Origin of the sequence: Stenotrophomonas sp. TEPEL, assembly GCF_004348785.1 — a bacterium.
Taxonomy (GTDB): Bacteria; Pseudomonadota; Gammaproteobacteria; order Xanthomonadales; family Xanthomonadaceae; genus Stenotrophomonas; species Stenotrophomonas indicatrix.
This window is the reverse complement of record NZ_QQXJ01000001.1, coordinates 409,954-431,739: the sequence shown is the minus strand read 5'-3', so window position 1 is coordinate 431,739 and position 21,786 is coordinate 409,954. Positions and strand designations below refer to the sequence as shown.

The window sequence follows — 21,786 nt, the reverse complement described above, 5'->3', positions numbered from 1 at the left end:
GAGGCCCCTGCCCGTGATGCCTGCCATGCCCATCGACGCCCCCCGCTACCTGCAGCGCCTGCAGCTGGATGCCCCGCCCCCGCTCACCCTGGCCGGGCTGACCCTGCTGCAGCAGCGCCACAACGCCCTGCTGCCGTTCGAGACCCTGACCAGCCTGCTGCGCGACGCGGTGGCGATCGACCTGGACAGCGTCCAGCACAAGCTGCTGCATGCGCAGCGCGGCGGTTACTGCTTTGAACTCAATGGCGCGTTCCTGGCCCTGCTGCAGGCCTTGGGCTTCGATGCGCAGCCACTGAGCGCACGGGTGCTGCTGTCGGCCACCGATGGCGAGCTGACTGCGCGTACGCATCTGCTCCTGCGGGTGCGTCTGCAGGAAGAGGATTGGCTGGTCGATACCGGCTTCGGCAGCCTGACCCCGACCGTACCGCTGCGCCTGCACGAGACCGCAGTGCAGGACACACCGCACGAGCGTTACCGCGTGCGGACGCTGGATGATGGCGACTTCATGCTCGCCGCCGAGGCGGGGGATGACTGGCGGGCGCTGTACCGCTTCGACCTGCAATCACCGGCGCCGATCGACAACGAGGTAGGCAACTGGTACGTGTGCACGCATCCGCAGTCGAGCTTTCCCGGCCAGCTGCGTGCATCACTGACCGGGCCGGATTGGCGACGCACCATCGGCAGCGGCAACTACACCGACTACCGTCCGGGCCAGGCGCCGGCCAAGCGCCCGCTACGTGATGTGCAGGACGTGCGCGAGGTGCTGCAGCAGGGCTTCGGCATGCGCCTCCCCGACGATCCGCGGTTGGATCCGGCCATCGCCGACTGGCTGCAGCGATCACGGGCCACGTCCGTGTAGCCGGAAACGCCCATGTCCCTGGCCGATCACCGTCATTCCCTGGCCCCGTTGGGCTTCCTGCGCGTTGCCATCAACCTGGGCAACCCGGTGCTGGCCCAGGGCGACGCCACTTCACCACGTGGGCCGTCGGTGGAACTGGCCACCGCGCTGGCACAGCGGCTGGGTGTGCAGGCACGCTTCAGCTGCCACGATGCGGCCGCATCGGTGGTTGCAGCGGCCAGCGACGATGCATGGGATCTGGCCTTCCTGGCGGCGGACCCGGCACGTGCCGACCGCATTGCCTTCAGCACGCCGTATGTGGAGATCGAAGGCACCTATCTGGTGCGCGATGACAGTCCAGCGCAACGGGTTGCAGACCTTGATCGCAACGGGCTGCGCATCGCGGTGGGACGCGGCGCCGCCTACGATCTGTTCCTCGGCCGTGAGCTGCGGCACGCGACGATTGAACGTGCCGGCACCTCGGCCGCGGCCATCACCCTGGATGCAGCGGCCGGCGTACGCCAGCCCCTGCTGGCCTGGGCGCAGGCACATCCCGGCCATCGCGTGCTGGCCGATCGCTTCACCGTCATCCAGCAGGCGGTTGCCGCGCCCATCGCACGGCCCGCAACGGCGTTGCAGGCGCTGTTCGCGGAAGTGCAGGCGATCAAGGCCGGGCCGCTGCTGGGCGAGGCCTTCGCGCGTGCCGGGCAGGCAGTCACGCTGTTGCGGTGACGCGCACTCCATGGCGTCGCGCCTGCCCGCGTGGCGCTACCCCGCGTCTGCGGCCTGCATGTGCCGCACATGCTCGGCCGCCTGGGCGTGCAACCATTCGCGGAAGGCCAGGAAACCACGGTGCCGCACCGAGCGCTGCGGATACACCAGCCAATGCGGCCATGCGGTTTTCAGGCGCCGGTCCGACAACGCAACCAACTGGCCAGAATCCAGCAGCAGCCGCGCCCGCGTGACTCGTCCCAGCGCAACACCGACGCCGTCCAGTGCGGCGCGATGATGGGCCTCGGAATCATCCAGCACCGCCACGTACCGCGCCGGCGGGCGCTGCCCGGTCAGCGCGAACCATGCGCCCCACGCGCCGTCGGGGTCTCCCAGCAGCGGCCACTGTGCCAACGGCAGGTGGCCGATGCCACCCATGCGCTCGATCAGTGCCGGGCTGGCCATGGGCAGCAGCCATTCGTCGAACAACGGTTCCACCACCAGCCCCGGCCATTGTCCGCTGCCCAGCCGCAGTGCTGCATCGAACTGCAGTTGCCGATCGAAGTCGATCAGCCGCTCGCTCGACTGCAGATTGATTTCGATCTGCGGATGCGCCGCCACGAAGTTGCCCAGGCGTGGCACCAGCCAGGCGCTGGCCATCGACGGCACGGCGCTGAGGGTGAGCACATGCTCCGGTCGCGCGGCGTAGGGCTGGAAGGCTTCGTTGATCGCATCCAGGTGCGGGCCGATCTGATCCAGCAGGCGCTGCCCTTCCAGGGTCAAGGCAACACCGCGTGCCTGCCGTATCAGCAGCGGCTGGCCCAGGCGTTCCTCGAGCTGGCGCATCTGATGGCTGAGCGCACTGACCGTCAGGTTCATCGACGCGGCGGCGCGGGACAGGTTACCCAAGCGTGCGGCAGCGACGAAGCCCTGCAGGGCATGCAGCGGTGGGCGTGACATAAGCCTTGAATTCCTCTCAAGTCGACCTTGCGGAAATGTCGCTTTTTGCACCGCCATGCTGCCCGTATCGTCCATTCCACTCAAGTGGAGGCACGATCATGAACATCTTCAGCGGTCTGTTGTTCCTGCAGGGTCATGTGACCAACGTTGCCCTGGCCCAGCGCCTGGCCAGCCCCGTTCCCGCAGCGCCCGATGCACGCCGGGCCCCCCGTCCGGGCAACACCCCGGCCGCCCCGGGCAGTGTCACCACCCGTGCTGCAGGTGCTCGGGCAACCACGGCTGCGGATCGATAGCGAGCGCGCGATACGCATCAATGGCGTCGCGCAGTGCGGCCACGCCGACGGGCGAACGCAGGCTTTCCTCTTCCGGCACCTGCACTGCGGCCCAGTCATGCAGCCGGTCCAGGCGCTGTACCATCGCAGCGCGAAGCCACAGCCGCAGCGGATAGGTGTGATAGCCCTGCTGCGCCAGCGCTTGCACAGCCTCGGCCAATGCAGCGTTGGCCCCGCGCACCCACTCGGTGTGCCCACCGGCCTTGTCCTGCACCGTCATCGGTGCCGGCGCACGATGCAGCTTGAAGGGCCGGCGCAACTGCAGTTCCAGGTCACGCGCATCCCGCTCTGATTCCGCCTCGACCAGCGCGCCTGCTTCCAGATCGAAGAACTCGAACCAGCGCCGATGCAGCGCACTGATCCGGCCCAGCGGATCGCGCGAGAAGCCGATCTTCGCGTAGTCCTCCCAGGCACAGGGAAAGACGTAGGCGAACACGCGGCCATCGATGCGGATGTCGGAATCCATGACCACAGGATCGCGTGGCGGGTATTCGCAGTATGTGCAGGCAATGCCCACGGCATGCGTACTTCCAGCTACGCTTGCGCGACCATGCCTTCATCGCACGCCCCTCGCCCGCCCGTGTCATCGATCACGATCGATGCCGTCTCGCTCGACATCCTGCAGCAGCAGCACGCGGACCTGCGACGACCGCCGGCCTCGCTGACCAAGCTGATGACCGCCTACACCGCGTACGACCTGCTCGCGCAGTCGGGCGGCTCGTGGTCGGACACGATCACCATCGATCCGCGCGATGTGCACGAGGTAGCCGACGATGAAACACGGATGGGTCTGGTGCCCGGCGAAAGCATCGCCCTCGGCAGACTGCTGGAGGGCCTGATGGTGGTCTCCGGCAACGATGCCGCGCTCGCCCTGGCCCGTCACCTGGCCGGATCACAGGCGGCGTTCGCGCAGCACATGAACGATCACGCGCGAGCGCTGGACCTGCACGATACGCACTTCATTTCCGTGTCCGGAATCACCACTGCGGGCCATCTGTCGACTGCATGCGACATGGCGATGCTGGCCGCGCACCTGCTCGCCCGCCACCCCGATCTGCTGGCGATCACCGCACAGCGCAGCTTCGTGCACCACACCCTGCACAAGGCCAACCAGAACGCCCTGCTGGGCGAAGACGGCGTGGATGGTTTGAAGACCGGTTACACCCAGGCGGCCGGCTTCTGCCTGGCGGCCACCGCCCGTCGCAGGTGCGCTGGGCACGCGCTGCCACTGCGCCTCATCAACGTGGTGCTGGGCGCTGATTCCCGTGCGTCGCGCGATGAGCAGGTGCGTGCGCAGCTTGATGCAGGCTTCGCCAGCGCCGGTATGGCCGACGCCCAACCCGCGTGACCGGCAGGCTGGGCAGACACCACGGGCAATGCGCTCTATAGTCCAGCGCCCGAAGAAGTACCCCCCACCGATGGATCGACGCCTGTTGTGCTGGATGCTTGCGCTGTCCTGCATGTTCGCCGCTGCAATCACCCATGCCGGCGAACTCAGCCCTGCCGAGGCCGGGGCGCTGCAGCAGGATGTGCGATCTCTGCTGTCCACCTTCGCGCGTGGCGATACCGATGCCATGATCGAGCGAACGCATCCGAGCGTGAAGCGTTTTGCCGGCGGCGACGCGGCGTATGCGAAAGCCGCGCGCGATGCGATGAAGGCACTCGGCGACATGGGCCTGAAGGTCATCAGCGATGATGTCGGCGAACCGACCCGCACCTATGCTGCCGGCGACGAAGAAGTCTGCTTCGTGCCGCGGACCACGGTATTCACCACCGACGCACAGACGGTGAAAAGCCTCACCTTCATGGTCGCCATCCGGCCGGCAGGGGGTACGCAGTGGCGCTACATCGATGGTGCCGCGATGCAGGCGATGCCGGAGCTGCTGCGACAGCTGTTGCCGGACCTGCCGCGTGACGTGCCACTGCCATCAGTCAGCGTCGAGCAACTCTAGGCCGCTTCGCCCACACGATTCAGCTGCCACGCTTGACGATGGCGACGATCACGCGCTCCAGCTCGGCCTCGGCGGCCGTGTGTTCCACCGCACCGGCCGCAACCGCTTCAGACAGTGTTTCGGCGGCACCGAGAATGGCCCACAGGCCGGTAGCCGGCACGGCTTCACCCGCTGCGAACGGGCCGAGCCACCGCGCGCACTTGTCGATGAAATCCTGCTGATAGCAACGACGTACCGCACGCAGTTCCGGTGATCCGGCCAGCGCGGCGAGAATGTCCTGGATCTCGCTGCCCTGCGACAGCACGCAATCGATGTAGCCCGAGGCGATGGCATGCGCGCGATCCTTCAACCGGGCCTTCGCACTGCCGATGCGCTCATCAAAGATCACCGTCTGCTTCTGGTCATAGTCGGCATACAGCGCGGCCAGCAGTCCGTGGCGGGTTTCGAAGTGGTCGTAGGCCAGCGGCTTGGTCACACCGGCCGCCTCGGCCAGGCGGGCCAGGGTCAGCGCATCGGTTCCCTCTTCGCCAACCAGCGCCCACGCCACGTCCAGCAGCTGGCGGGCGCGCTGTTCACGGGTCAGGCGGCGACGGGGCTCGGGCGCGGCAGGGCTGGAAGGCAAGGGAGGTCGTCAGGGCGCGGGGGTTCCGATCTTACGTCCGATGTCCACTGCCGTCTGCAGATGCGCCTCGGCCATGCCGCTGTCGGCGTCCAGCAGCAGCGTGGAGGACAGCACCGGCGCTCCGCAGTAATCGAAGATGCCCTGGTCGATCTGGGTCTTCATCGCCGCCCCATAGCCACGCCGGTCGATCATCTGCTGGCCGGCGCCGCCCAGACCTACCAGATGCACCTGCAGCCGCTGCAGCTTCTTTTCCACCTTGCCATCGGCACCTTCGTCATAGGCCCAGCCCTGGGTGAAGACGCGATCAATCCAGCCCTTCAGCAGCGCCGGGAACGACCACCAGTAGAGCGGGTAGACCAGCACCAGCGCATCGGCCGCGTCCAGCCGAGCGTGCTCGGCGGCGACATCGGCCGGCAGCGCTGTGGTTCTGCGGAAGAACGCGTGGTCCTGCGCGTTGAAACGTGGATCGAAGCCTTCGGCCATCAGATCCACCGAGGTGACCGTATTGCCGGCATCGGCGTTGACGATGGCCTCACCGATCCGCGCAGCGACCGCGTGGGTGAGCGAGGCCGGTTCAGGATGTGCAACGACAATCTGGGTATGCATGAGGGGGGCTCTGCTGTTCACTAGTTACCAATGGTAACTACGATTGCAGCCAGCACCAGCACCATCGGTGGAATGCTGTTGCGCGCTGTGGTCGCTGTTGTGCACATCTCAGCCACACTGGGCTGCCACGGCCTTGATGCCGGTAAGCGGATGCTTGCCGGACCAACGCAGCATTCGCACGACAACACACCATGCAGAGCAACAACGAACGACCCGCGCCACTACCCCGCCTGCTCCTTGTGGAAGACCAGCTCGATCTGGCAGATCTGATGGAACAGGCCCTGACCGACGAAGGCAACGAAATCGCCCACGCCAACAGCGTCTTCGAGGCATTGGGCATGCTCGACACTGGCCACTTCGATGGCGCCGTGCTGGACGTGGAACTTCGTGATGGCGTGGTATTCCCTGTGGCCGATCGGCTGCTCGAACTGGGTATCCCCTACCTTTTCGCTTCAGCGGTATACGACCAGCTGGTGCCGGTCCGGCATCGGCGCGCGCCCTTCCTGGCCAAACCGTTCCATGTGCAGGGGCTGCAGCGCGCGGTGCGCGAAGCGCTCGGCAGGACGACCACCGCGCCGCCGCAGCCACACTAGCCTGCACGCACCTACGGCTTGAACAACCCGTTGAGTTCGGCACCGGACGGGGTGGCCGGCAGCGCATCGAATGATCCACTGGCAAGCATCTGCCGGGAGGCGTCCAGAAAGCCGGACCACGCGCTGCGGGCCAGCGCACCGCCGACACTGACCCGGCGCACGCCCAGACTGGCGGCCTGCTGCAGCGTCATCACGCCGGGCGCACCGATCAGCAGGTTGACCGGCTTGCCACCAGCGGCCTCCACCACGGCGCGGATCTGCTCTGCGGTCCGGATGCCGGGCGCATACAGACAGTCGGCACCCGCCTGGGCATAGGCGCGGATGCGGGCCAATGTATCGTCCAGATCGGGTCGCCCGACGAAGAAGTTCTCCGCGCGCCCCACCAGCATCACGTCGTGCCCGCTTTCATCAATGGCACGGCGCGCGGCCTGCAGCCGGGCCACGCTGTCTTCGATGCTGCGCAGCGGATGGCCCGCATCGCCGCTGGAATCCTCGATCGACAGGCCAGCCACACCGGTAGCGATCGCCATCGACACGCTCTCGTGCACCGCCTCCGGGCTGTGGCCAAAACCATCTTCGAAGTCGGCGTTCACCGGTAGATCGGTCGCCGCCACCATCGCCTGCAGATGAGCGAGGATCTCGCTGCGCCCCATCGCCCCGTCTGGCTGCCCATGGGCCCAGGCATGACCGGAGCTGGTGGTGGCCAGTGCCTTGGCCCCCAGCCGCGCCAGCGCCACCGCGCTGCCCACGTCCCATGGGTTGGGCAGCAGGAAGCAACCGGAGGCATGAAGCGCCCTGAAGGCGTCACGGCGGTTTCGGATGGCGTCGGCACTCATCACGGACTCCTGATTGATACACCCTCGCCGGCTGCTGCCGGCGCAGCGGTCACCTGGCAGCGGGCTTCACGGCGGCGCGGCCCGGTTCCGCTGTCGTCTGCAACGGCAGCCCCTGCAACACTGCCTTGTCCAGCTTCGCCGCCACGCCCACACTGCGCCCGGCCAGGTTGGCCACCTGGTACTGCACCGCCACGCCCAGCACCTGGGTCGCCTCGGACAACGTCAATCCATAGGCCTGGCGCAGCCACTGCAGCATTCCCGAGGTGGCGATGCGCAGCGCATCGTCGCTGGAGCCGCCCTGGCCCAGGGTCATGATCTGCGTTGCCGATTCCACCCGCGGCGTTGCGATCGCATGCTGCTTCAGCAGCTCGACCTTAACCTCCACATCGAGCGACGTCTCCAGCGCCCACTGCGTGGTTTCGCCATCGCCCTGCAGCGCATGGCCATCACCCAGGTACATCAGCGCGCCAGGCTGCTGCACGGGCAGGTAGACCGTATTGCCCTCAACCACGGCGTTGAAATCCATGTTGCCGCCGAAGTCACCGGTGTCGCCGGTGGATAACGGCGGGTAGCCGAAGCCGGGCGCCAGCGCCAGGCCGCCGAGCATTGGCTTCACCGGCACCTCGAAATGCCGCAGGCCGGCGCTTGCGCCCTGCGGACGGGCGACGCCCCTGCTGCGGTCCAGCTGCCAGCGCACCGGCTTGCCCAGCCCAGTGGCTTCGGCAGCCACCCGCGGCGTCTTCAAGCGCCCCACCAGGCCATCCAGGCTGTCGGCGTAGTCACGGTTGAGCTTCAACGAGGTGAGCGTGATCGCCAGCGTGTCGCCGGGTTCGGCGCCGACCACGAAAAACGGCCCGACCTGTGGATTGCCGAACAGCGCGCGGGTGACGCCCTTCTCATCGACGCCGCCGGAGTCCAGCGTACGGGTCTGCACCGAGTCGCCAGGCCAGATCACCAGCACCGGCGCGCGATCGGCACTGAACGTATTGGAATAGTCGGTCGGCGTGAACACATGGCGCTGAGGTGCGGTCGAAACCCGCGCCGGTACTTTCCAGGCGCTGAAGGCGTGGACGGCACGCGCCTCGCGGTTGTTGGTGTCCGGCTGATCGCTCTGTCCCTGCATCCGTGCCCCGTCGAGGCGCCCGTCGAACTGGTAGCGCTGGCCCTGGCTGTCGGTTGCGGTGAATACCATCTGCCCGGCACTCAGGGTGCCGGTGACCGGGTCGGCGTCCAGACGGCCGGCGATACGCCCGTCCTGCACGTCCACCTGCAGGGTCTGGTAGTTCCGGTTGCCCCACAGGTCGGTGGCAACGATCCATTGTTCGGCAGCCAGCGCATTCAAGGGCAGCAGCGCCAGCAGCACTGCAGGCAATCGCATGGGGGTGGGCACGGCGCGAGCATCCGGGAGCGCCGACATGGCGGGTTGACCCAGTGTAGGAACACCCTGGCAACCTCCGCAGTGTCGAACGTAATGCGGTCCGGCTGCAGTCTCAGGGGCTGAGGGATGGCCGGCACGCGCAATTTCCACCATCTATAGTGAGCAGTGATGCGGCGCACGGCCTTTTTCAAACGATCGCTTTAAACACCACTAATTTCGCCGAACTGGACAGCATCCTCAGCTTCCGCCAGACTGCCGCCCTTTCCCGTCAATCGGATCCCATGGCGAAGCTGCTGGTCCTGCATGGCCCCAACCTCAACCTGCTCGGCAGCCGCGAGCCGGAGGTCTACGGCCACACCACGCTGGCCGACATCGACCGGGCGCTGGCCGCCCAGGCCGCTGTCGCAGGTCATGCGCTGGAGAGCCTGCAGTCCAACGCCGAGCACGTGCTGGTGGATCGCGTTCAGGCCGCACGCTCCGACGGAACCGCCTTCATCCTGATCAACCCGGCCGCCTTCACCCATACCTCGGTTGCCCTGCGCGATGCGCTGGCGGCGGTGGCGGTGCCGTTCATCGAGATCCACCTGTCCAACCCGCATACCCGCGAGCCCTTCCGCCAGCACAGCTATTTCAGCGACAAGGCGGTGGGCGTGGTGTGTGGCTTCGGTGCCGACAGCTACCGCTATGCGATGGACGCGGCATTGGCGCGCGTGCAGGCTGCCGCCGCATCATGAGCCTGTCGCGCGTCCTCGCCAGCGTTGTGCTGTGGGCCGGCCTGTGCGGCGCTGCCAGCGCGTTCGACCGCAAGGACGAGGGCATCGACTGCGCGCATCCGACCACCACGATGGAGAGCGACCTGTGCGCCTCGGATGTGGCGGCGGCTGCCGACGCCGAACTCAACACCGTCTACGCCCAGGCACGCAGGCAGCTGCGCACGCCGGCCAACGGCGGCACCTGCAGCTACTGCGGCAACGCCGAACAGGAACTGGTGCTGGCCCAGCGCGCATGGATGCAGCTGCGCGACCACGACTGCCAGGCGGTGTACGCCCTCAATTCCGACGGCACCGCGCGCAACGGCGCGCAGATGCGGTGCCTGATCACCCTCGCGCGCGACCGCACCCGGCAGCTGCGCGACTTCTACGAACTGCTTTGACCCGAGCGCAACGCGCTTCCCACCACACTGACATCAAAGAGCAAAGAGGCCACCATGGATCTCCGCAAAATCAAGAAGCTGATCGACCTGCTGGAAGAGTCGAACCTGGCTGAAATCGAAATCAAGGAAGGCGAAGAGTCGGTGCGCCTGTCGCGCGCTCCGGTGTCCGGCTACGGCATGATGCAGGCCCCGCCGCAGATGATGATGGCCGCTCCGGCCGCCGCCCAGCCGGCCACCCCGGCGATGCCGATGCAGTCGCCGACCGAAGCTTCCACCGGCGGCACCGCCAAGCCGGGCAACGCGCTGCCGGAAGGCCACGTGCTGCGCTCGCCGATGGTCGGCACCTTCTACGCCTCGTCCGCACCGGACAAGCCGGCGTTCGTCACCATCGGCCAGCAGGTCAAGGCCGGCGAGACCCTGGCCATCATCGAAGCGATGAAGATGTTCAACCCGATCGAAGCCGATGCGTCGGGCACCATCGTCGCCATCCTCGGCGAGAACGGCCAGCCGGTGGAATTCGACCAGCCGCTGTTCGTGATCGGCTAAGGGACGGCTGCCATGCTCGACAAAGTCGTCATCGCCAACCGAGGGGAAATCGCGCTGCGCATCCTGCGCGCGTGCAACACCCTGGGCATCCGCACGGTGGCCGTGCACTCCACGGTCGACCGCAATCTCAAGCACGTGGCCATGGCCGATGAATCGGTCTGCATCGGCCCGGCGGCGTCGGCGGAAAGCTACCTCAACATCCCGGCGTTGATCGCCGCGGCCGAGGTCACCGACGCCCAGGCCATCCACCCCGGCTATGGCTTCCTGTCCGAGAACGCCAACTTCGCCGAGCGCGTGGAAGAGTCCGGCTTCATCTTCATCGGCCCGAAGGCAGACACCATCCGCCTGATGGGCGACAAGGTCGAAGCGATCCGTGCCATGAAGTCGGCCGGTGTGCCGTGCGTGCCCGGTTCGGGCGGCCCGCTCGGCGACGACATCGTCGCCAACACCAAGATCGCCCGTGAGATCGGCTACCCGGTCATCATCAAGGCAGCCGGCGGCGGCGGTGGCCGCGGCATGCGCGTGGTGCACGCCGAAGCCTCGCTGAAGACCTCCATCGAAACCACCAAGAGCGAGGCCAAGGCCGCGTTCGGCAATGGCGAGGTCTACATGGAGAAGTTCCTGGAGAACCCGCGCCACGTGGAGATCCAGGTGCTGGCCGACGGCCAGGGCAACGCCATCCACCTCGGCGAGCGCGACTGCTCGATGCAGCGTCGTCACCAGAAGGTGGTCGAGGAAGCACCGGCACCGGGCATCACCGCCGAGCAGCGCGAGCAGATCGGCAAGGTGTGCGTGGAAGCCTGCATCCGCATCGGCTACCGCGGCGCCGGCACCTTCGAGTTCCTGTACGAAGACGGCCGCTTCTACTTCATCGAAATGAACACCCGCATCCAGGTGGAACATCCGGTCACCGAGATGGTCACCGGTATCGACCTGGTCGCCGAACAGCTGAAGATCGCTGCCGGCCAGAAGCTGTCGATCAAGCAGAGCGATGTGGTGCTGACCGGTCACGCGATCGAGTGCCGCATCAACGCCGAAGACGCCGAAACCTTCGTGCCGAGCCCGGGCACCATCACCGGCTTCCACGCACCGGGCGGCCCCGGCGTGCGCGTCGATACCCACATCTACAGTGGCTACCGCGTGCCGTCGAACTACGACTCGATGATCGGCAAGCTGATCGTGCACGGTCCGGACCGCGAGACCGCCATTGCCCGCATGCGGGTGGCGCTGAGCGAAATGGTGGTCGATGGCATCAAGACCAACATCGCCCTGCAGCAGCGGATCATGCGTGACAAGGGCTTCCAGGCCGGTGGCCAGAACATCCACTACCTGGAAAAGCGCCTTGCCGAACGCAAGAGCAAGCCGATCGCGTTGACCTGATCGGCAGAGCGCCATCGCCGGACACGAAAAGGGCGGGGANNTCCCCGCCCTTTTTTGCGTTTTTACGGTAGCGCCGGGCCATGCCCGGCGGCCTTCCATCGCCACCGCCCACCGGCCGGGCATGGCCCGGCGCTATCGGCGTGGCGTCAGCGCGCGTCGGCCGCGGTCGCCGGAATCTGCGAATTCGCCAGAGGACGCACGCCGTTGGGCGAGGTCGGATCGACGATCACCATGGTCTCGCTGGAACCATCGGGCCAGACCACCTGGAAGGTGCTGCCGGCCGGCAAGGACGAGAACGGAACGCCACTCTGCGCGCGGTACACGGCGGCAACCTGGCTGGCGCCAGCACGGCGTACATCCTCCTGTGCCTTCACCGAGGTCAGCTCCACCTTCGACAGATGCCGGTAGCGGTCTTCGTAGGTGTCGATCATCAGCAGGCCCACGGCACCGGCCGAGTACGCCACGAACAACACCACCCAGAACCAGAACTTGGCCCCATGCAGGAATCGACGGTAGTTCATCGCCCGTCCCTCGTTCCAATCAATCGCTTGATCCATTCCTTCATTTTCCCCGCACCTTGCCGCGAAACCGCGGCGTCATACACAAAATCACGGAAGTCCTGCGTTCCATCCGGCGAACAGATCCCTCCATTCGCACAAAAACTGTTGACCAGCACGCTGTCGGCTCCACAGGGAAGACCGAGTTCGCAGGCCGCAACCCGCCATGCCAGTTCACTCAGCTGTTCACCGGCGACCATGCCGGTCAATGCCTTGTCGCCCGCCGCACGCAATCCCATGCCCGGCGCGATCGCCATGTACGCCTCCGGATCGCGCGAGGTACGTACGCGTTCAACCAGGTCGCGGCGGTACTGCTCGCTGTCCTGCAGTGGCTCACCTTCGGCAAACAGCGCCGCTTCGGCCGCCAGGTTGCCCTGCTGGGCCGCACGACGACGCTCGCCGATCACCAGTGCCGGGCCCAGCTTGTCGCCGGGCACGAAGCCACCACAACGCTGCGCCACCCGTTCGCGCGCCTCCACCATCTCCGGCGCCGCACTCAGGCCGAGGCCGGACAGCACGTTGTTGTCCAGCCGGTAGCCGCCCGGGTCAACGGCGTACTGCGCGCAGTAGTCGTAGACCCGGCTGAGCATCCAGCGCGCCTCGTGGTTGCCCTGGTCGGCCAGCACGCGCAGGCGCTGCGCGTAGGCGTACAGATCGGTGGCACTTTCGATGTCGGCGCGGATATCCAGCGGCAGGCCCGACGGCAGCGCGGTGCCACGTTCGAAAGCCGCGAGGCGGCGTGCCAGCGCTTCGGGCATCACCGGTGCCAGCGCGCCCTGGGCATCGCTGGCCTGGGTCGCCAGCGGCACGTCGACATGCGCGTCCATGGCCCGGCTGTGGCCGTTGGCCCGATAACCGGCCACGCCCAGCACGGCCACGGCCGGCAGGACGAGCAACCAGGTTTTCAGGGTCGGGGCGAAAGCCATCGGCAACGGTCGGCGGTACGGTGCACAGGAAAGCGCCGAGTTTAGCAAGGCCCGTGAGGGCTGTCTGAACCGGCTTCGTTCATCTCAAGGCGGCATCTCAGGCGATACGGAGACGCGCTGATGGTCTAGCATGGCCCCCTTTCCCGCGATTGCCCTCACCGCCATGCCGTTCCTGGAACTGACCCTGCGTTGCACCGAAGCCACCCAGCCCCGCTATGAGAATGCGCTGGAGGATGTGGGCGCGCTGGCGGTGACCCTGCTTGATGCCGAAGCCGACACCAGCAACGAGCAGGCCATCCTCGAACCGGGCGTGGGCGAGACCCCGCTGTGGGACACCCTGGTGCTCAGCGCGCTGTTCCCCGCCGACAGCAACGCCTTGCTGCTGCTGGCCGCGCTGGAAGCCTTCGACCCGGAGCTGGACTGGAGCAATGGCAGCTTCCGCGCCGTGGAAGACGAAGACTGGGAGCGCGCGTGGCTGGACCAGTTCCAGCCGATGGACTTCGGCAGCCGTACCTGGATCGTGCCGTGGAACCACGAGCTGCCGGAAGCCGCGCAGGCCGCCGACGCTGCCATCGTGCGCCTCGACCCGGGCCTGGCCTTCGGCTCGGGCACCCACCCGACCACCGCGCTGTGCCTGCGCTGGCTGGACCAGTTGGCCGTTGATGGTCAATTGCAGGGCCAGCGCGTGCTCGACTTCGGCTGTGGTTCGGGCATTCTCGCCCTGGCCGCGCTGAAGCTCGGTGCCGCCCAGGCCATCGGCGTGGACAACGACCCGCAGGCGTTGATCGCCACCGCCGACAATGCCGAACGCAACGGCGAACAGGCACGCATGCAGGTATACCTGCCGCAGGACGAACCGGTCGCCACCTATCCGATCGTGGTCGCCAACATCCTTGCATCCGCGCTGGACGCACTGGCCGAACTGCTGGCCACCCGCGTCGCCAGCGGCGGTCGCATCGCCCTGTCGGGCATCCTGCATGGCCAGGAAGACGAACTGCTGCAGCGCTATGCGGCGTGGTTCGACGAACTGCAGGCCACCCAGGATGGCGACTGGATGCGCATCACCGGCGTACGCCGCGCCTGATCGTGGTTGAATGACCGCTGGATCCGAGCCCGCGCCCTGAGCATGTCCGAGCCGAACCCACCGCGCCGTCCCCTGGCCACGTTCCTGCGCACCGCGCCGGGACGTGATGCCGCGCCTGAAGCCGCCGAACCGCGCGAACCGGGGCCGAGCAATGCAGCGCCGGCGATCGAGGACATCGACCCGGCAACGGACATCGTGGCGGCAACCGAAACAGAACCGGTGGCCGCCGCTGATCCAATCATCGCGCCGGACTTCACCGCCAGACCCGGCATCGTTGCTACCGCCGCCGATGCGCCCAGCTTCCTTGGCGTGCGGCCGCGGGCGCTGCCCCCCCCTCGCTGGCATTGGCTGCTGGTAGCCGCGCTGGCGCTGCTGCTGTTGCTGCAGAGCGTGCTTGCCGACCGTGCACGGCTGGCCGCCGATGCCGGTACCCGGCCGTGGATCAGTGCGCTGTGCAACGTGCTGCGCTGCGAGCTGCCCGCTTGGCGCGAGCCCACCGCATTGACGATGACCAGCCGTGAAATCCGCCCGTTGCCGGCCCAGCCCGGCGTGCTGCAGATCCAGGCCAGCATCCGCAACGACGCGCGCTGGCCGCAGGCGTGGCCGGATCTGCGCTTGTCGCTGTCCGATGCCGATGGTCGGGTGATCGGCACCGGCGTGTTCACCCCGGCGCAGTACCTCGGCGAAAACCCGGGGGCCGCCGCGCTGGAACCGGGTCAAAGCGCGCGCATCGCCTTCCGCGTGCAGGAGCCTGCCGCATCCACGGTCGCATTCACCTTCGAGTTTCTTTGACCTGGACCTGACCGTCCGGCCGTGGCAGGCCGGGCACGCTCGCGCTAGACTGACGGCAATCACCTCATCCGGTCCGGCGCCCCGCGTGCATGGACCAACCAGATCGGGAACCCCCTTGAACGCTGTCCTTTCTCGTCCTGACAACAGTCGTGGCGCCGCCCGGCCACCGCTGCGCGAACACGTGGCCCAGTCCGTGCGCCGTTACCTGCGCGACCTCGATGGCTGCGATGCGGACGATGTCTACGAGATCGTGCTGCGCGAGATGGAGATTCCGCTGTTCGTGGAAGTGCTCAACCACTGCGAAGGCAACCAGAGCCGCGCAGCGGCGATGCTGGGCATCCACCGCGCCACCCTGCGCAAGAAGCTGAAGGAATACGGCATCAGCGCGTAAGCGCAGCATGGGTAGTGCCGGCCGCTGGCCGGCAACCGCAACACACTGTCATCATTCATGGGGTTGCCGGCCAGCGGCCGGCACTACCGGCTCCGGTAGATCCACGCCATGCGTGGATGAATCTCCCCCGCAGCTCAACCGCCACCACCCGCCTTCCAGTAGTAACGCACCACGTGGAAGAACACCGGCGCGGCGAAGCACACTGAATCCAGACGATCGAGCATGCCGCCATGGCCCTCGATCATGTTGCCCCAGTCCTTGATGCCGCGGTCGCGCTTGATCGCCGACATCACCAGGCCGCCCCAGAACCCCATCAGGTTGATCAGCAGCGACAGCCCGAACGCCTGCAGCGGCGTGAACGGAGTGATCCACCAGAGCGCGGCGCCCAACGCGCTGGCACAGAGCACGCCGCCCACGAAGCCTTCCACCGTCTTCGACGGCGACAGCTTCGGCGCGATCAGGTGCTTGCCCAGCAGCTTGCCCCAGATGTACTGCAGCACGTCCGACGACTGCACCACGATCACCAGGAAGGCGAACAGCAGCACGTTGCGCGCCGGATCGTAGCCCGGCACGCGCAGGTTCAGCAGCAGCGGCACGTGCGAGATGCAGAACACGCAGATCATCAGGCCCCACTGCACCTTCGACGTGCGCTCCAGGTAGTGGGTGGTGTCGCCACCGATGGTGGCCAGGATCGGCAGGAACAGGAACGCGTACACCGGGATCAACAGCGTGTACATGCCATACCAGTCGATCCACACCAGGTAGTACTGCCACGGCAGCACGATGTAGAACGCGGCCAGCAACGCGTAGTAGTCACCTGATCGTGTTGGCGCCAGGGTGATGAATTCGCGCAGTGCGAACAGCGAGATGATGGCGAACAGCACGATCACTCCGGCGCGCCCGAAGAACAGCGCCAGCCCGACCACGATGGCCATCACCCACCACGCGCGGATGCGCGAGACCAGGTTGGCGATCACCGCGCTGGGCTGTCCACGCTGGCGCCAGCGCAGGGTTTCGGACACCAGCGTAGCCAGCACCAGCACGGCGCCTACGCCCGCGAACAGCAGGCCGGTCTGCTGGCCCACACTGCGCGCGGCAAGATCACCGGACACATCGATCATGAAGCTCATGCACGGCCTCCGTTCGGGGCCAGGGCCAGCAGCGCCTGCCGGCTGCGCGCCAGGAACGCCGCCTTGTCCTCATCGGCCTGCAGCCGCAGCGGCGTACCGAAGGTCGCCGTGCACAGCAGCGGCAGCGGCAGGAAACGCCCCTTCGGCATCACCCGCTTGAGGTTGTCGATCCACACCGGCACGAACTCCAGCTCCGGGCGTTGCCGGGCCAGGTGGTAGATGCCGCTCTTGAACGGCAGCAGCGGCTCATCACCGATGTTGCGCGTGCCTTCCGGAAACAGGATCAACGAACAGCCCTCGTCCACCGCGTCACGCAGCACCTGCAGCGGATCCTGATGGCGGTTGCCGGCCTCGCGCTCCACCAGCACGCCATTGAATACCGCGTCGATCAGATAACGACGCAGACCGTCGCGCTGCCAGTACTCGGCGGCGGCGACCGGCCGCACCTGGCGCCGCAGCGCCGGCGGCATCGACGACCAGATCAGCACGAAATCACCATGACTGGCATGGTTGCCGTAGTAGACGCGGTGCTCGCTGGACGGCGCGCAGCCAACCCAGAGCGCGCGGGCGCCGGTCACTACATGGATGGCCGCGCTGCAGGCGCGGGCGATCAGTTCAGCAAACATCGGCACCTCCGGTCAGGTCTGCGGCCACAGCACGGCCAGCAGCAGGGCAGCGAACTGCAGCAGCGTGGCGGCGTACTGCCGCATCAGCAGACGCCGCATGCCGGTCCAGCGCGCATCCCATCCACGCGTCGGTGCCGCTGCGTCCAGCCTGCGCAGGCCAGCGGTGTGCAGCGCCTGGTCCACCCGCTGCGCTGCGTCTTCACCCTGCAGGCCCTCCTGCTGCAGCAGGCGCAGCAGGCTGGCGTCCAACTGCACCCGCACCGCGTAGTACGCCTGCAGAACACCTGCAACCAGGCTCAGCAGCAGCAGGCCAGCGGCGATCATTGCCAGCCCAGGCTCGATGCCCAACAACAACAGGGCCACCAGCAGCAGGCCCAGCGACAACGCGGCAGGCAATCGCCCCTGGCGCAGCAGCAGATGCATCGTCGGCAGATCGGGCATGGCGCTCATGCAATGGTCTCCTGCGCGGCAGCGGCCGCGATCACCTGTAGATGAACGTCGTGCAGCACGATCGACGGCCGCGCGCCACGCATGATCGACACCGCGTCGGCCACATCGCGCGCACGGCCGGTGCGCAGCAACCAGGTCGCCACGCTGGCCGCGCTGCGCGAATACCCCAGCGCACAGCAGACCAGGACGGGGCCATGACCACGCAGGCGTTCAATGGCATCTGCCGCGGCACGCAGCTGCGCCGCCGAAGGCACCACCAGGTCCAGCATCGGCACGCTGGCGTACGCTGCTCCCGGCGCGCGGCAGGACAGCTCCGCACAGGTGTCTACCACGCCCACCAGCGGTGCCGGCAGTGCGGTACCTGGCAGGCGACCCAGCCAGACAGCGTCGACGACCGGCACCGGCTGCGGCGCACGGCGCGTCCACAACCGCGAGTTGATCCACGCCGCCCCCAGGTAAGGTGCCAGCAGCCAGCGCGCGGCCATCGTCAACCGGCCATCGGCACGCTTCTGGAACACCGCCGTGCCCAGCCCGGCATAGGCCAGCGACACCAGCAGCAACGACACCACGGGCCACAGCAGCCACAGTGCGGTGCCGCGCAGCATCACCACCGGCACCAGCAGCAGGCCGGCGCCCAACACATACAACGCGGCCAGCCGCCAACGCTTCGGGTCACCGGCAGCCTGCCAGGCGCGCAACGGCGGCGTGCCCTGCTCCGGCCACAGCCACACGCACAACCAGCCCGCCAGCAGCCCGGTGGGAATGTCGATGAAGTGATGCTGGAACGTGGTCAGCACCGAAATGCCGATCAGCAGCGCCCACGCATGCAGCACCAGCCTCCAGACCCCGTGCAGGTACTGCGCGAACTTCACCCACAGCACGATCAGCAGCACGATATGCAGCGACGGCGCCTGGTTGAATGGCTTGTCGAAGCCCAGCAGCACGTCGAACAACCAGCCGAACACACCGCCGATTTCCGGCCGTTCGAAGCTGAAGCGCAACGGCCACAACAGGAAACACGTCACCGCGATCACCTGCGCGCTGAGCAGGCGCAGCGCGTGCCGGTCCAGCTCCAGCCGGCGCCGGCACAGGAAGAACGAGATCGCATAGAACAGGTCGATCGACCAATACGGCACGATCGTCCACGGCACGAACGGAATCCGCGCCTCCCAGGCAAATGCCATCACCGGCAGCTGGGCATGGCGGCCTGCCATCCAGTTGGCAAAGCCATAGCTGGCGAAGAAGAACGGACCGAGCAGGGCCAGCCACAGCAGGGCGCGCCGCCAGGGGCGCGCCTCGCTGGATGATGCGGTTGCCGCCAGCGTCGCCATCACGCGATCCGTCGTGCCAGCGATACGGTGAAGATGCCGAAGTCATCGATGCGCTGGGCCACCTTCTGGAAGCCGGCCAGGCGCACCAGTTCGTCCATCTCGTGCTGGGTACGGCGGCGCATCACCCACGCCGCGCCACCACGATGGCTGGTCAACGCACGCGCGATGAACTCCAGCTGCGGATGCCACGGCTGCCCGGTGTAGGCCAGGTAACCGCCCACCGGCACCGTCGCAGCGATGCCCTGCAGTGAACGCAGCACCGCATCGTTGTCCGGGAAAAGTTCGTACAGGCCGGACACCACCGCCAGCGTCGGCGCCGGTTCCACTGCTGCCAGCTGCGCCGGATCGAACGCATCGCCCTGTTCGAAGCGGGCGATGTCGGCCGCGCCGAGGCGCTCGATCAAGGCCTTGCCCTGCGTTACGTTCAGCTCGCTGAAATCGCGCAGCACGATACGGTCGGCACGCTGTTCGCCCTGGCCGAGTGCTTCCAGCACGTAACGGCCATGGCCGGCCGCCACGTCCAGCACGCGCACCGGCGCGCCCTGCCCGCGCAGTCGCTGGGCGGCATCGCGCAGCAGTTCCTGCAGGTGCTTGCCGCGCACGCGGATGCCGCGCCAACCGATCGCATCCAGATAGTTGCGGTCGACCATCCGGCCCAGCGGTCCCTTGCCCCGCGCCTCATCACGGTAGATGTAGTCCAGCGTGCTGCCCGAGTCGAAACCGGTCTGCAGGCCCAGGGCGATGCCCTCCGACAGCGTGCCGCCGAAACGCAGGCCACCGCGCACCACGCGCCAACGCAGGTCGGCCAGGCTGTTGCGTTCCGGTGGCCACGACAGGATCTCCGATTCGTCGAAAGTCGGGCCATGTCGATGCGCGTCGCGCCGCGACAGCTCCTGCAGCGGTTCGGCAAAGCGTGCCTGGATGAAGCTGCGGATACGCGCCAGCGCTGGTGCACGGTCACGCTCGCCGAGGGTGTCGTGGAAGAAGCCCGGCAGGTGCACGCGCTCCTTTATCGGGCTGGACAGGCCTTCGTAGAAGCGGTCCTGCGGGCCGCGATGCACCACGAAGTCCGAGCCCGATACCAGCAACTGCACCGGCACGCTGATCGCCTGCGCGTCGGCCACGATGCGGTCGGCCGCTTCGTACAGGCCCAGCAGCACGCGCACCGAGATCGGCCGGGTGATCAGCGGATCGGTGCGGTAGCTTTCCACCCGTGCCGGGTCGTGGGTCAGCCACTGCGGCTTGACGTAGCTGTTGACGAAGAAGTTGCCGCGCAGTTTCTGCATCAGCGCCAGTCCAGCGCGTGCGAACGGCACGTACAGCTTCACCTTGAATGCCGGCGAAGCCATCACCAGCGCGCGCAGCCGCGGCGCATAGTCATGCACCCAGGTGGCGGCAACCACCGCGCCCACGCTCTGCGCGATCACCACGATGTCCTCCACCGCGATGCCGTGCTCGGCACTGATGTGGGCGATGAAGCTGTCCAGGTCGCGCACCAGCGCCGGGAAGCCCGGTGCGTCGCCGCGCGTGCCGGGTGAGCGACCATTGCCGCGCGCATCCCACGCGAAGAACGCGGTGTCGGGCAGGTCCAGCTCGTCGACCAGATGGGTGACCCGGCCGGAGTGTTCATGGCCGCGATGCAGCAGCACGATGGCCTTGGCCGGCGTGGTTGCCGAGGTGCTCGGCCAGTACCGGTAGAACAGCGGTACCTGGTCGAAGCTGTGGAATTCCCGTTCCTGCGCCTGACGCATGCAATCTCCGTATGGATAGGGCCTGTAATCGTGTTGTGCTTACCGCTGCGGTATCGCCGCGGCTTCCTTCAATCCCTGGCGTACGCGACGGACCACCGTCACCCCACACAGCAGTGCGGCCAGTGCGGCGACCGCGCTGACCACGGTCGCGCCTGCCCAGCCAAGCGCCAGCAGCAGGCCCAGCACGCCGATCACGAACGCACGGTCGCTCTTGCCCATCGGGCCGTCATAGCGGCGGCTGGCGCCGGCCATCAGGCCCAGCACGCCGGCGTACTCGCTCAGCGCGGCGGCCCAGGCCAGCAGCCACAGCGCCTCGGGGCGCACGCCCGGTACGCTGAGCAGGCTCAGGTACAGCGCCGCGTCGGCGATCACATCGCACAACTCGTTCAGATAGGCGCCCAGCCGCGATTGCTGGCCGAATTCGCGGGCCAGCATGCCGTCCACGGCGTTGAGGGCCATGCGCAGCAGCATCCACAGCGGCAGGCCCAGATACAGCAGCGGCTGGGTGGGGGCGCAGCACCACACCGCAGCGGCCACCAGCAGCGAGACCACGGCCGCAGCCACGGTCACCGTGTTGGCGGTGATCCCCATGCGGTACAGGCCGTGTACGGCCGGACGCAGCAGGTCCTGGAAACGTCCTTTCAATGCATAGATCGACACGATCTGAACCCGCTACTCCTTGGCAGTGCGGGCACAGCCTACCTGATTGCGACAGCGCCACGTATCCACTTGCGCCCAATGCCGGCCCATGCAGGTGCTGNCGGTGGAAGAGGGCAAGGCCGGTGCGCACCAGGGGCACGGGTGGGAAGGCTTCACCGACCACGTGGTGGACGTGTTGAAC

26 protein-coding genes and 1 pseudogene are annotated in these 21,786 nt (G+C 67.3%); 13 read left to right on the top strand and 14 right to left on the bottom strand.

From position 1 onward, the window contains the following. The first annotated feature begins 25 nt into the window (after positions 1-25). Together TEP_RS01965 and TEP_RS01960 are read left to right on the top strand one after the other, a co-directional pair. Positions 26-859 (top strand): arylamine N-acetyltransferase, encoded by an 834-nt coding sequence (locus tag TEP_RS01965; protein WP_132823979.1) that lies wholly within the window; start codon positions 26-28, stop codon positions 857-859. Between the two features lie 12 nt (positions 860-871). Beyond that, positions 872-1,570 carry a transporter substrate-binding domain-containing protein gene (locus TEP_RS01960; protein WP_132823977.1) on the top strand — a complete coding sequence of 233 codons (699 nt, stop codon included), beginning with the start codon at positions 872-874 and terminating at the stop codon, positions 1,568-1,570. 36 nt (positions 1,571-1,606) lie between these two features. Here TEP_RS01960 and TEP_RS01955 read toward each other — a convergent pair whose 3' ends face one another. Together TEP_RS01955 and TEP_RS01945 are read right to left on the bottom strand one after the other, a co-directional pair. Next, positions 1,607-2,509 (bottom strand): LysR substrate-binding domain-containing protein, encoded by a 903-nt coding sequence (locus tag TEP_RS01955; RefSeq protein ID WP_032976453.1) that lies wholly within the window; start codon positions 2,507-2,509, stop codon positions 1,607-1,609. Positions 2,510-2,752: 243 nt separating this feature from the next. After that, positions 2,753-3,307, bottom strand: coding sequence for a GIY-YIG nuclease family protein (locus tag TEP_RS01945; protein ID WP_132823976.1), 555 nt, complete (start codon positions 3,305-3,307; stop codon positions 2,753-2,755). Between the two features lie 84 nt (positions 3,308-3,391). Here TEP_RS01945 and TEP_RS01940 point away from each other — a divergent pair, with 84 nt between their 5' ends. Together TEP_RS01940 and TEP_RS01935 are read left to right on the top strand one after the other, a co-directional pair. Further along, on the top strand, positions 3,392-4,189 hold the full coding sequence (locus tag TEP_RS01940; protein ID WP_132823974.1) for a serine hydrolase: 798 nt from the start codon (positions 3,392-3,394) through the stop codon (positions 4,187-4,189). A 70-nt stretch (positions 4,190-4,259) separates the two neighbouring features. Further along, entirely contained in the window at positions 4,260-4,793 is a 534-nt protein-coding gene (locus TEP_RS01935; protein WP_132823973.1) for a hypothetical protein, read from the top strand. Between the two features lie 19 nt (positions 4,794-4,812). Here the strand turns inward: TEP_RS01935 and TEP_RS01930 are convergent, their stop codons facing one another. After that, the gene (locus TEP_RS01930) at positions 4,813-5,415 is read right to left on the bottom strand and encodes a TetR/AcrR family transcriptional regulator (protein WP_240790614.1); all 603 of its coding nucleotides are present in this window, start codon (positions 5,413-5,415) and stop codon (positions 4,813-4,815) included. A 9-nt stretch (positions 5,416-5,424) separates the two neighbouring features. Continuing rightward, positions 5,425-6,021: an NAD(P)H-dependent oxidoreductase gene (locus TEP_RS01925; RefSeq protein ID WP_132823971.1), complete on the bottom strand. Its 597-nt coding sequence runs from the start codon at positions 6,019-6,021 to the stop codon at positions 5,425-5,427. 191 nt (positions 6,022-6,212) lie between these two features. On the opposite strand from TEP_RS01925, the gene TEP_RS01920 reads away from it, so the two are divergent. After that, positions 6,213-6,614 (top strand): response regulator, encoded by a 402-nt coding sequence (locus tag TEP_RS01920; RefSeq protein ID WP_132823970.1) that lies wholly within the window; start codon positions 6,213-6,215, stop codon positions 6,612-6,614. 11 nt (positions 6,615-6,625) lie between these two features. On the opposite strand, the gene TEP_RS01915 is transcribed toward TEP_RS01920, so the two are convergent. Next, the gene (locus TEP_RS01915; RefSeq protein WP_206140169.1) at positions 6,626-7,453 is read right to left on the bottom strand and encodes an isocitrate lyase/phosphoenolpyruvate mutase family protein; all 828 of its coding nucleotides are present in this window, start codon (positions 7,451-7,453) and stop codon (positions 6,626-6,628) included. Positions 7,454-7,499: 46 nt separating this feature from the next. Next, positions 7,500-8,840 (bottom strand): acetamidase/formamidase family protein, encoded by a 1,341-nt coding sequence (locus tag TEP_RS01910; protein WP_206140167.1) that lies wholly within the window; start codon positions 8,838-8,840, stop codon positions 7,500-7,502. 269 nt (positions 8,841-9,109) lie between these two features. Between TEP_RS01910 and aroQ the strand changes: the two genes are divergently transcribed. The 4 genes from aroQ to accC are packed head-to-tail and all read left to right on the top strand — an operon-like array spanning position 9,110 to position 11,907. Then, a complete protein-coding gene (gene aroQ / locus TEP_RS01905; RefSeq protein WP_132823966.1) occupies positions 9,110-9,562 on the top strand; it encodes a type II 3-dehydroquinate dehydratase in 453 nt (150 codons plus the stop codon). Beyond that, complete coding sequence (locus tag TEP_RS01900; RefSeq protein ID WP_132823964.1) at positions 9,559-9,981, top strand: lysozyme inhibitor LprI family protein; 423 nt, start codon at positions 9,559-9,561, stop codon at positions 9,979-9,981. The genes aroQ and TEP_RS01900 overlap by 4 nt, the downstream gene beginning before the upstream one ends. Before the next feature lie 54 nt (positions 9,982-10,035). Further along, complete coding sequence (gene accB, locus TEP_RS01895) at positions 10,036-10,527, top strand: acetyl-CoA carboxylase biotin carboxyl carrier protein (protein WP_132823962.1); 492 nt, start codon at positions 10,036-10,038, stop codon at positions 10,525-10,527. 12 nt (positions 10,528-10,539) lie between these two features. After that, positions 10,540-11,907 carry an acetyl-CoA carboxylase biotin carboxylase subunit gene (gene accC, locus TEP_RS01890; RefSeq protein WP_025878627.1) on the top strand — a complete coding sequence of 456 codons (1,368 nt, stop codon included), beginning with the start codon at positions 10,540-10,542 and terminating at the stop codon, positions 11,905-11,907. A 146-nt stretch (positions 11,908-12,053) separates the two neighbouring features. Here the strand turns inward: accC and TEP_RS01885 are convergent, their stop codons facing one another. After that, complete coding sequence (locus tag TEP_RS01885; RefSeq protein ID WP_105164750.1) at positions 12,054-12,428, bottom strand: hypothetical protein; 375 nt, start codon at positions 12,426-12,428, stop codon at positions 12,054-12,056. Then, positions 12,425-13,390, bottom strand: coding sequence for a hypothetical protein (locus TEP_RS01880; RefSeq protein WP_132823960.1), 966 nt, complete (start codon positions 13,388-13,390; stop codon positions 12,425-12,427). Before TEP_RS01880 ends, TEP_RS01885 begins: the two co-directional genes overlap by 4 nt. A gap of 163 nt (positions 13,391-13,553) precedes the next feature. Here TEP_RS01880 and prmA point away from each other — a divergent pair, with 163 nt between their 5' ends. From prmA to fis, 3 genes are all read left to right on the top strand, one after another. Then, the gene (gene prmA / locus TEP_RS01875) at positions 13,554-14,474 is read left to right on the top strand and encodes a 50S ribosomal protein L11 methyltransferase (RefSeq protein WP_132826424.1); all 921 of its coding nucleotides are present in this window, start codon (positions 13,554-13,556) and stop codon (positions 14,472-14,474) included. A 42-nt stretch (positions 14,475-14,516) separates the two neighbouring features. Further along, positions 14,517-15,266, top strand: a complete 750-nt coding sequence (locus TEP_RS01870) for a DUF3426 domain-containing protein (RefSeq protein WP_132823958.1) — start codon at positions 14,517-14,519, stop codon at positions 15,264-15,266. Between the two features lie 115 nt (positions 15,267-15,381). Next, entirely contained in the window at positions 15,382-15,657 is a 276-nt protein-coding gene (gene fis / locus TEP_RS01865; RefSeq protein ID WP_006397198.1) for a DNA-binding transcriptional regulator Fis, read from the top strand. A 134-nt stretch (positions 15,658-15,791) separates the two neighbouring features. Here fis and TEP_RS01860 read toward each other — a convergent pair whose 3' ends face one another. The 6 genes from TEP_RS01860 to TEP_RS01835 are packed head-to-tail and all read right to left on the bottom strand — an operon-like array spanning position 15,792 to position 21,605. After that, entirely contained in the window at positions 15,792-16,787 is a 996-nt protein-coding gene (locus tag TEP_RS01860; RefSeq protein WP_025878622.1) for a phosphatidate cytidylyltransferase, read from the bottom strand. Further along, positions 16,784-17,413 carry a lysophospholipid acyltransferase family protein gene (locus TEP_RS01855; protein ID WP_025878621.1) on the bottom strand — a complete coding sequence of 210 codons (630 nt, stop codon included), beginning with the start codon at positions 17,411-17,413 and terminating at the stop codon, positions 16,784-16,786. The genes TEP_RS01860 and TEP_RS01855 overlap by 4 nt, the downstream gene beginning before the upstream one ends. Positions 17,414-17,425: 12 nt before the next feature. Beyond that, positions 17,426-17,863: a hypothetical protein gene (locus TEP_RS01850; RefSeq protein ID WP_132823956.1), complete on the bottom strand. Its 438-nt coding sequence runs from the start codon at positions 17,861-17,863 to the stop codon at positions 17,426-17,428. Beyond that, positions 17,860-19,194, bottom strand: coding sequence for a phosphatase PAP2/dual specificity phosphatase family protein (locus TEP_RS01845; protein ID WP_132823954.1), 1,335 nt, complete (start codon positions 19,192-19,194; stop codon positions 17,860-17,862). The genes TEP_RS01850 and TEP_RS01845 overlap by 4 nt, the downstream gene beginning before the upstream one ends. Beyond that, positions 19,194-20,945, bottom strand: a complete 1,752-nt coding sequence (locus TEP_RS01840) for a bifunctional alpha/beta hydrolase/class I SAM-dependent methyltransferase (protein WP_132823952.1) — start codon at positions 20,943-20,945, stop codon at positions 19,194-19,196. The genes TEP_RS01845 and TEP_RS01840 overlap by 1 nt, the downstream gene beginning before the upstream one ends. A 39-nt stretch (positions 20,946-20,984) precedes the next feature. Then, complete coding sequence (locus tag TEP_RS01835) at positions 20,985-21,605, bottom strand: CDP-alcohol phosphatidyltransferase family protein (RefSeq protein ID WP_132823950.1); 621 nt, start codon at positions 21,603-21,605, stop codon at positions 20,985-20,987. 94 nt (positions 21,606-21,699) lie between these two features. Here TEP_RS01835 and TEP_RS01830 point away from each other — a divergent pair. Then, a pseudogene (locus tag TEP_RS01830) lies at positions 21,700-21,786 on the top strand (uracil-DNA glycosylase); the annotation flags it as partial.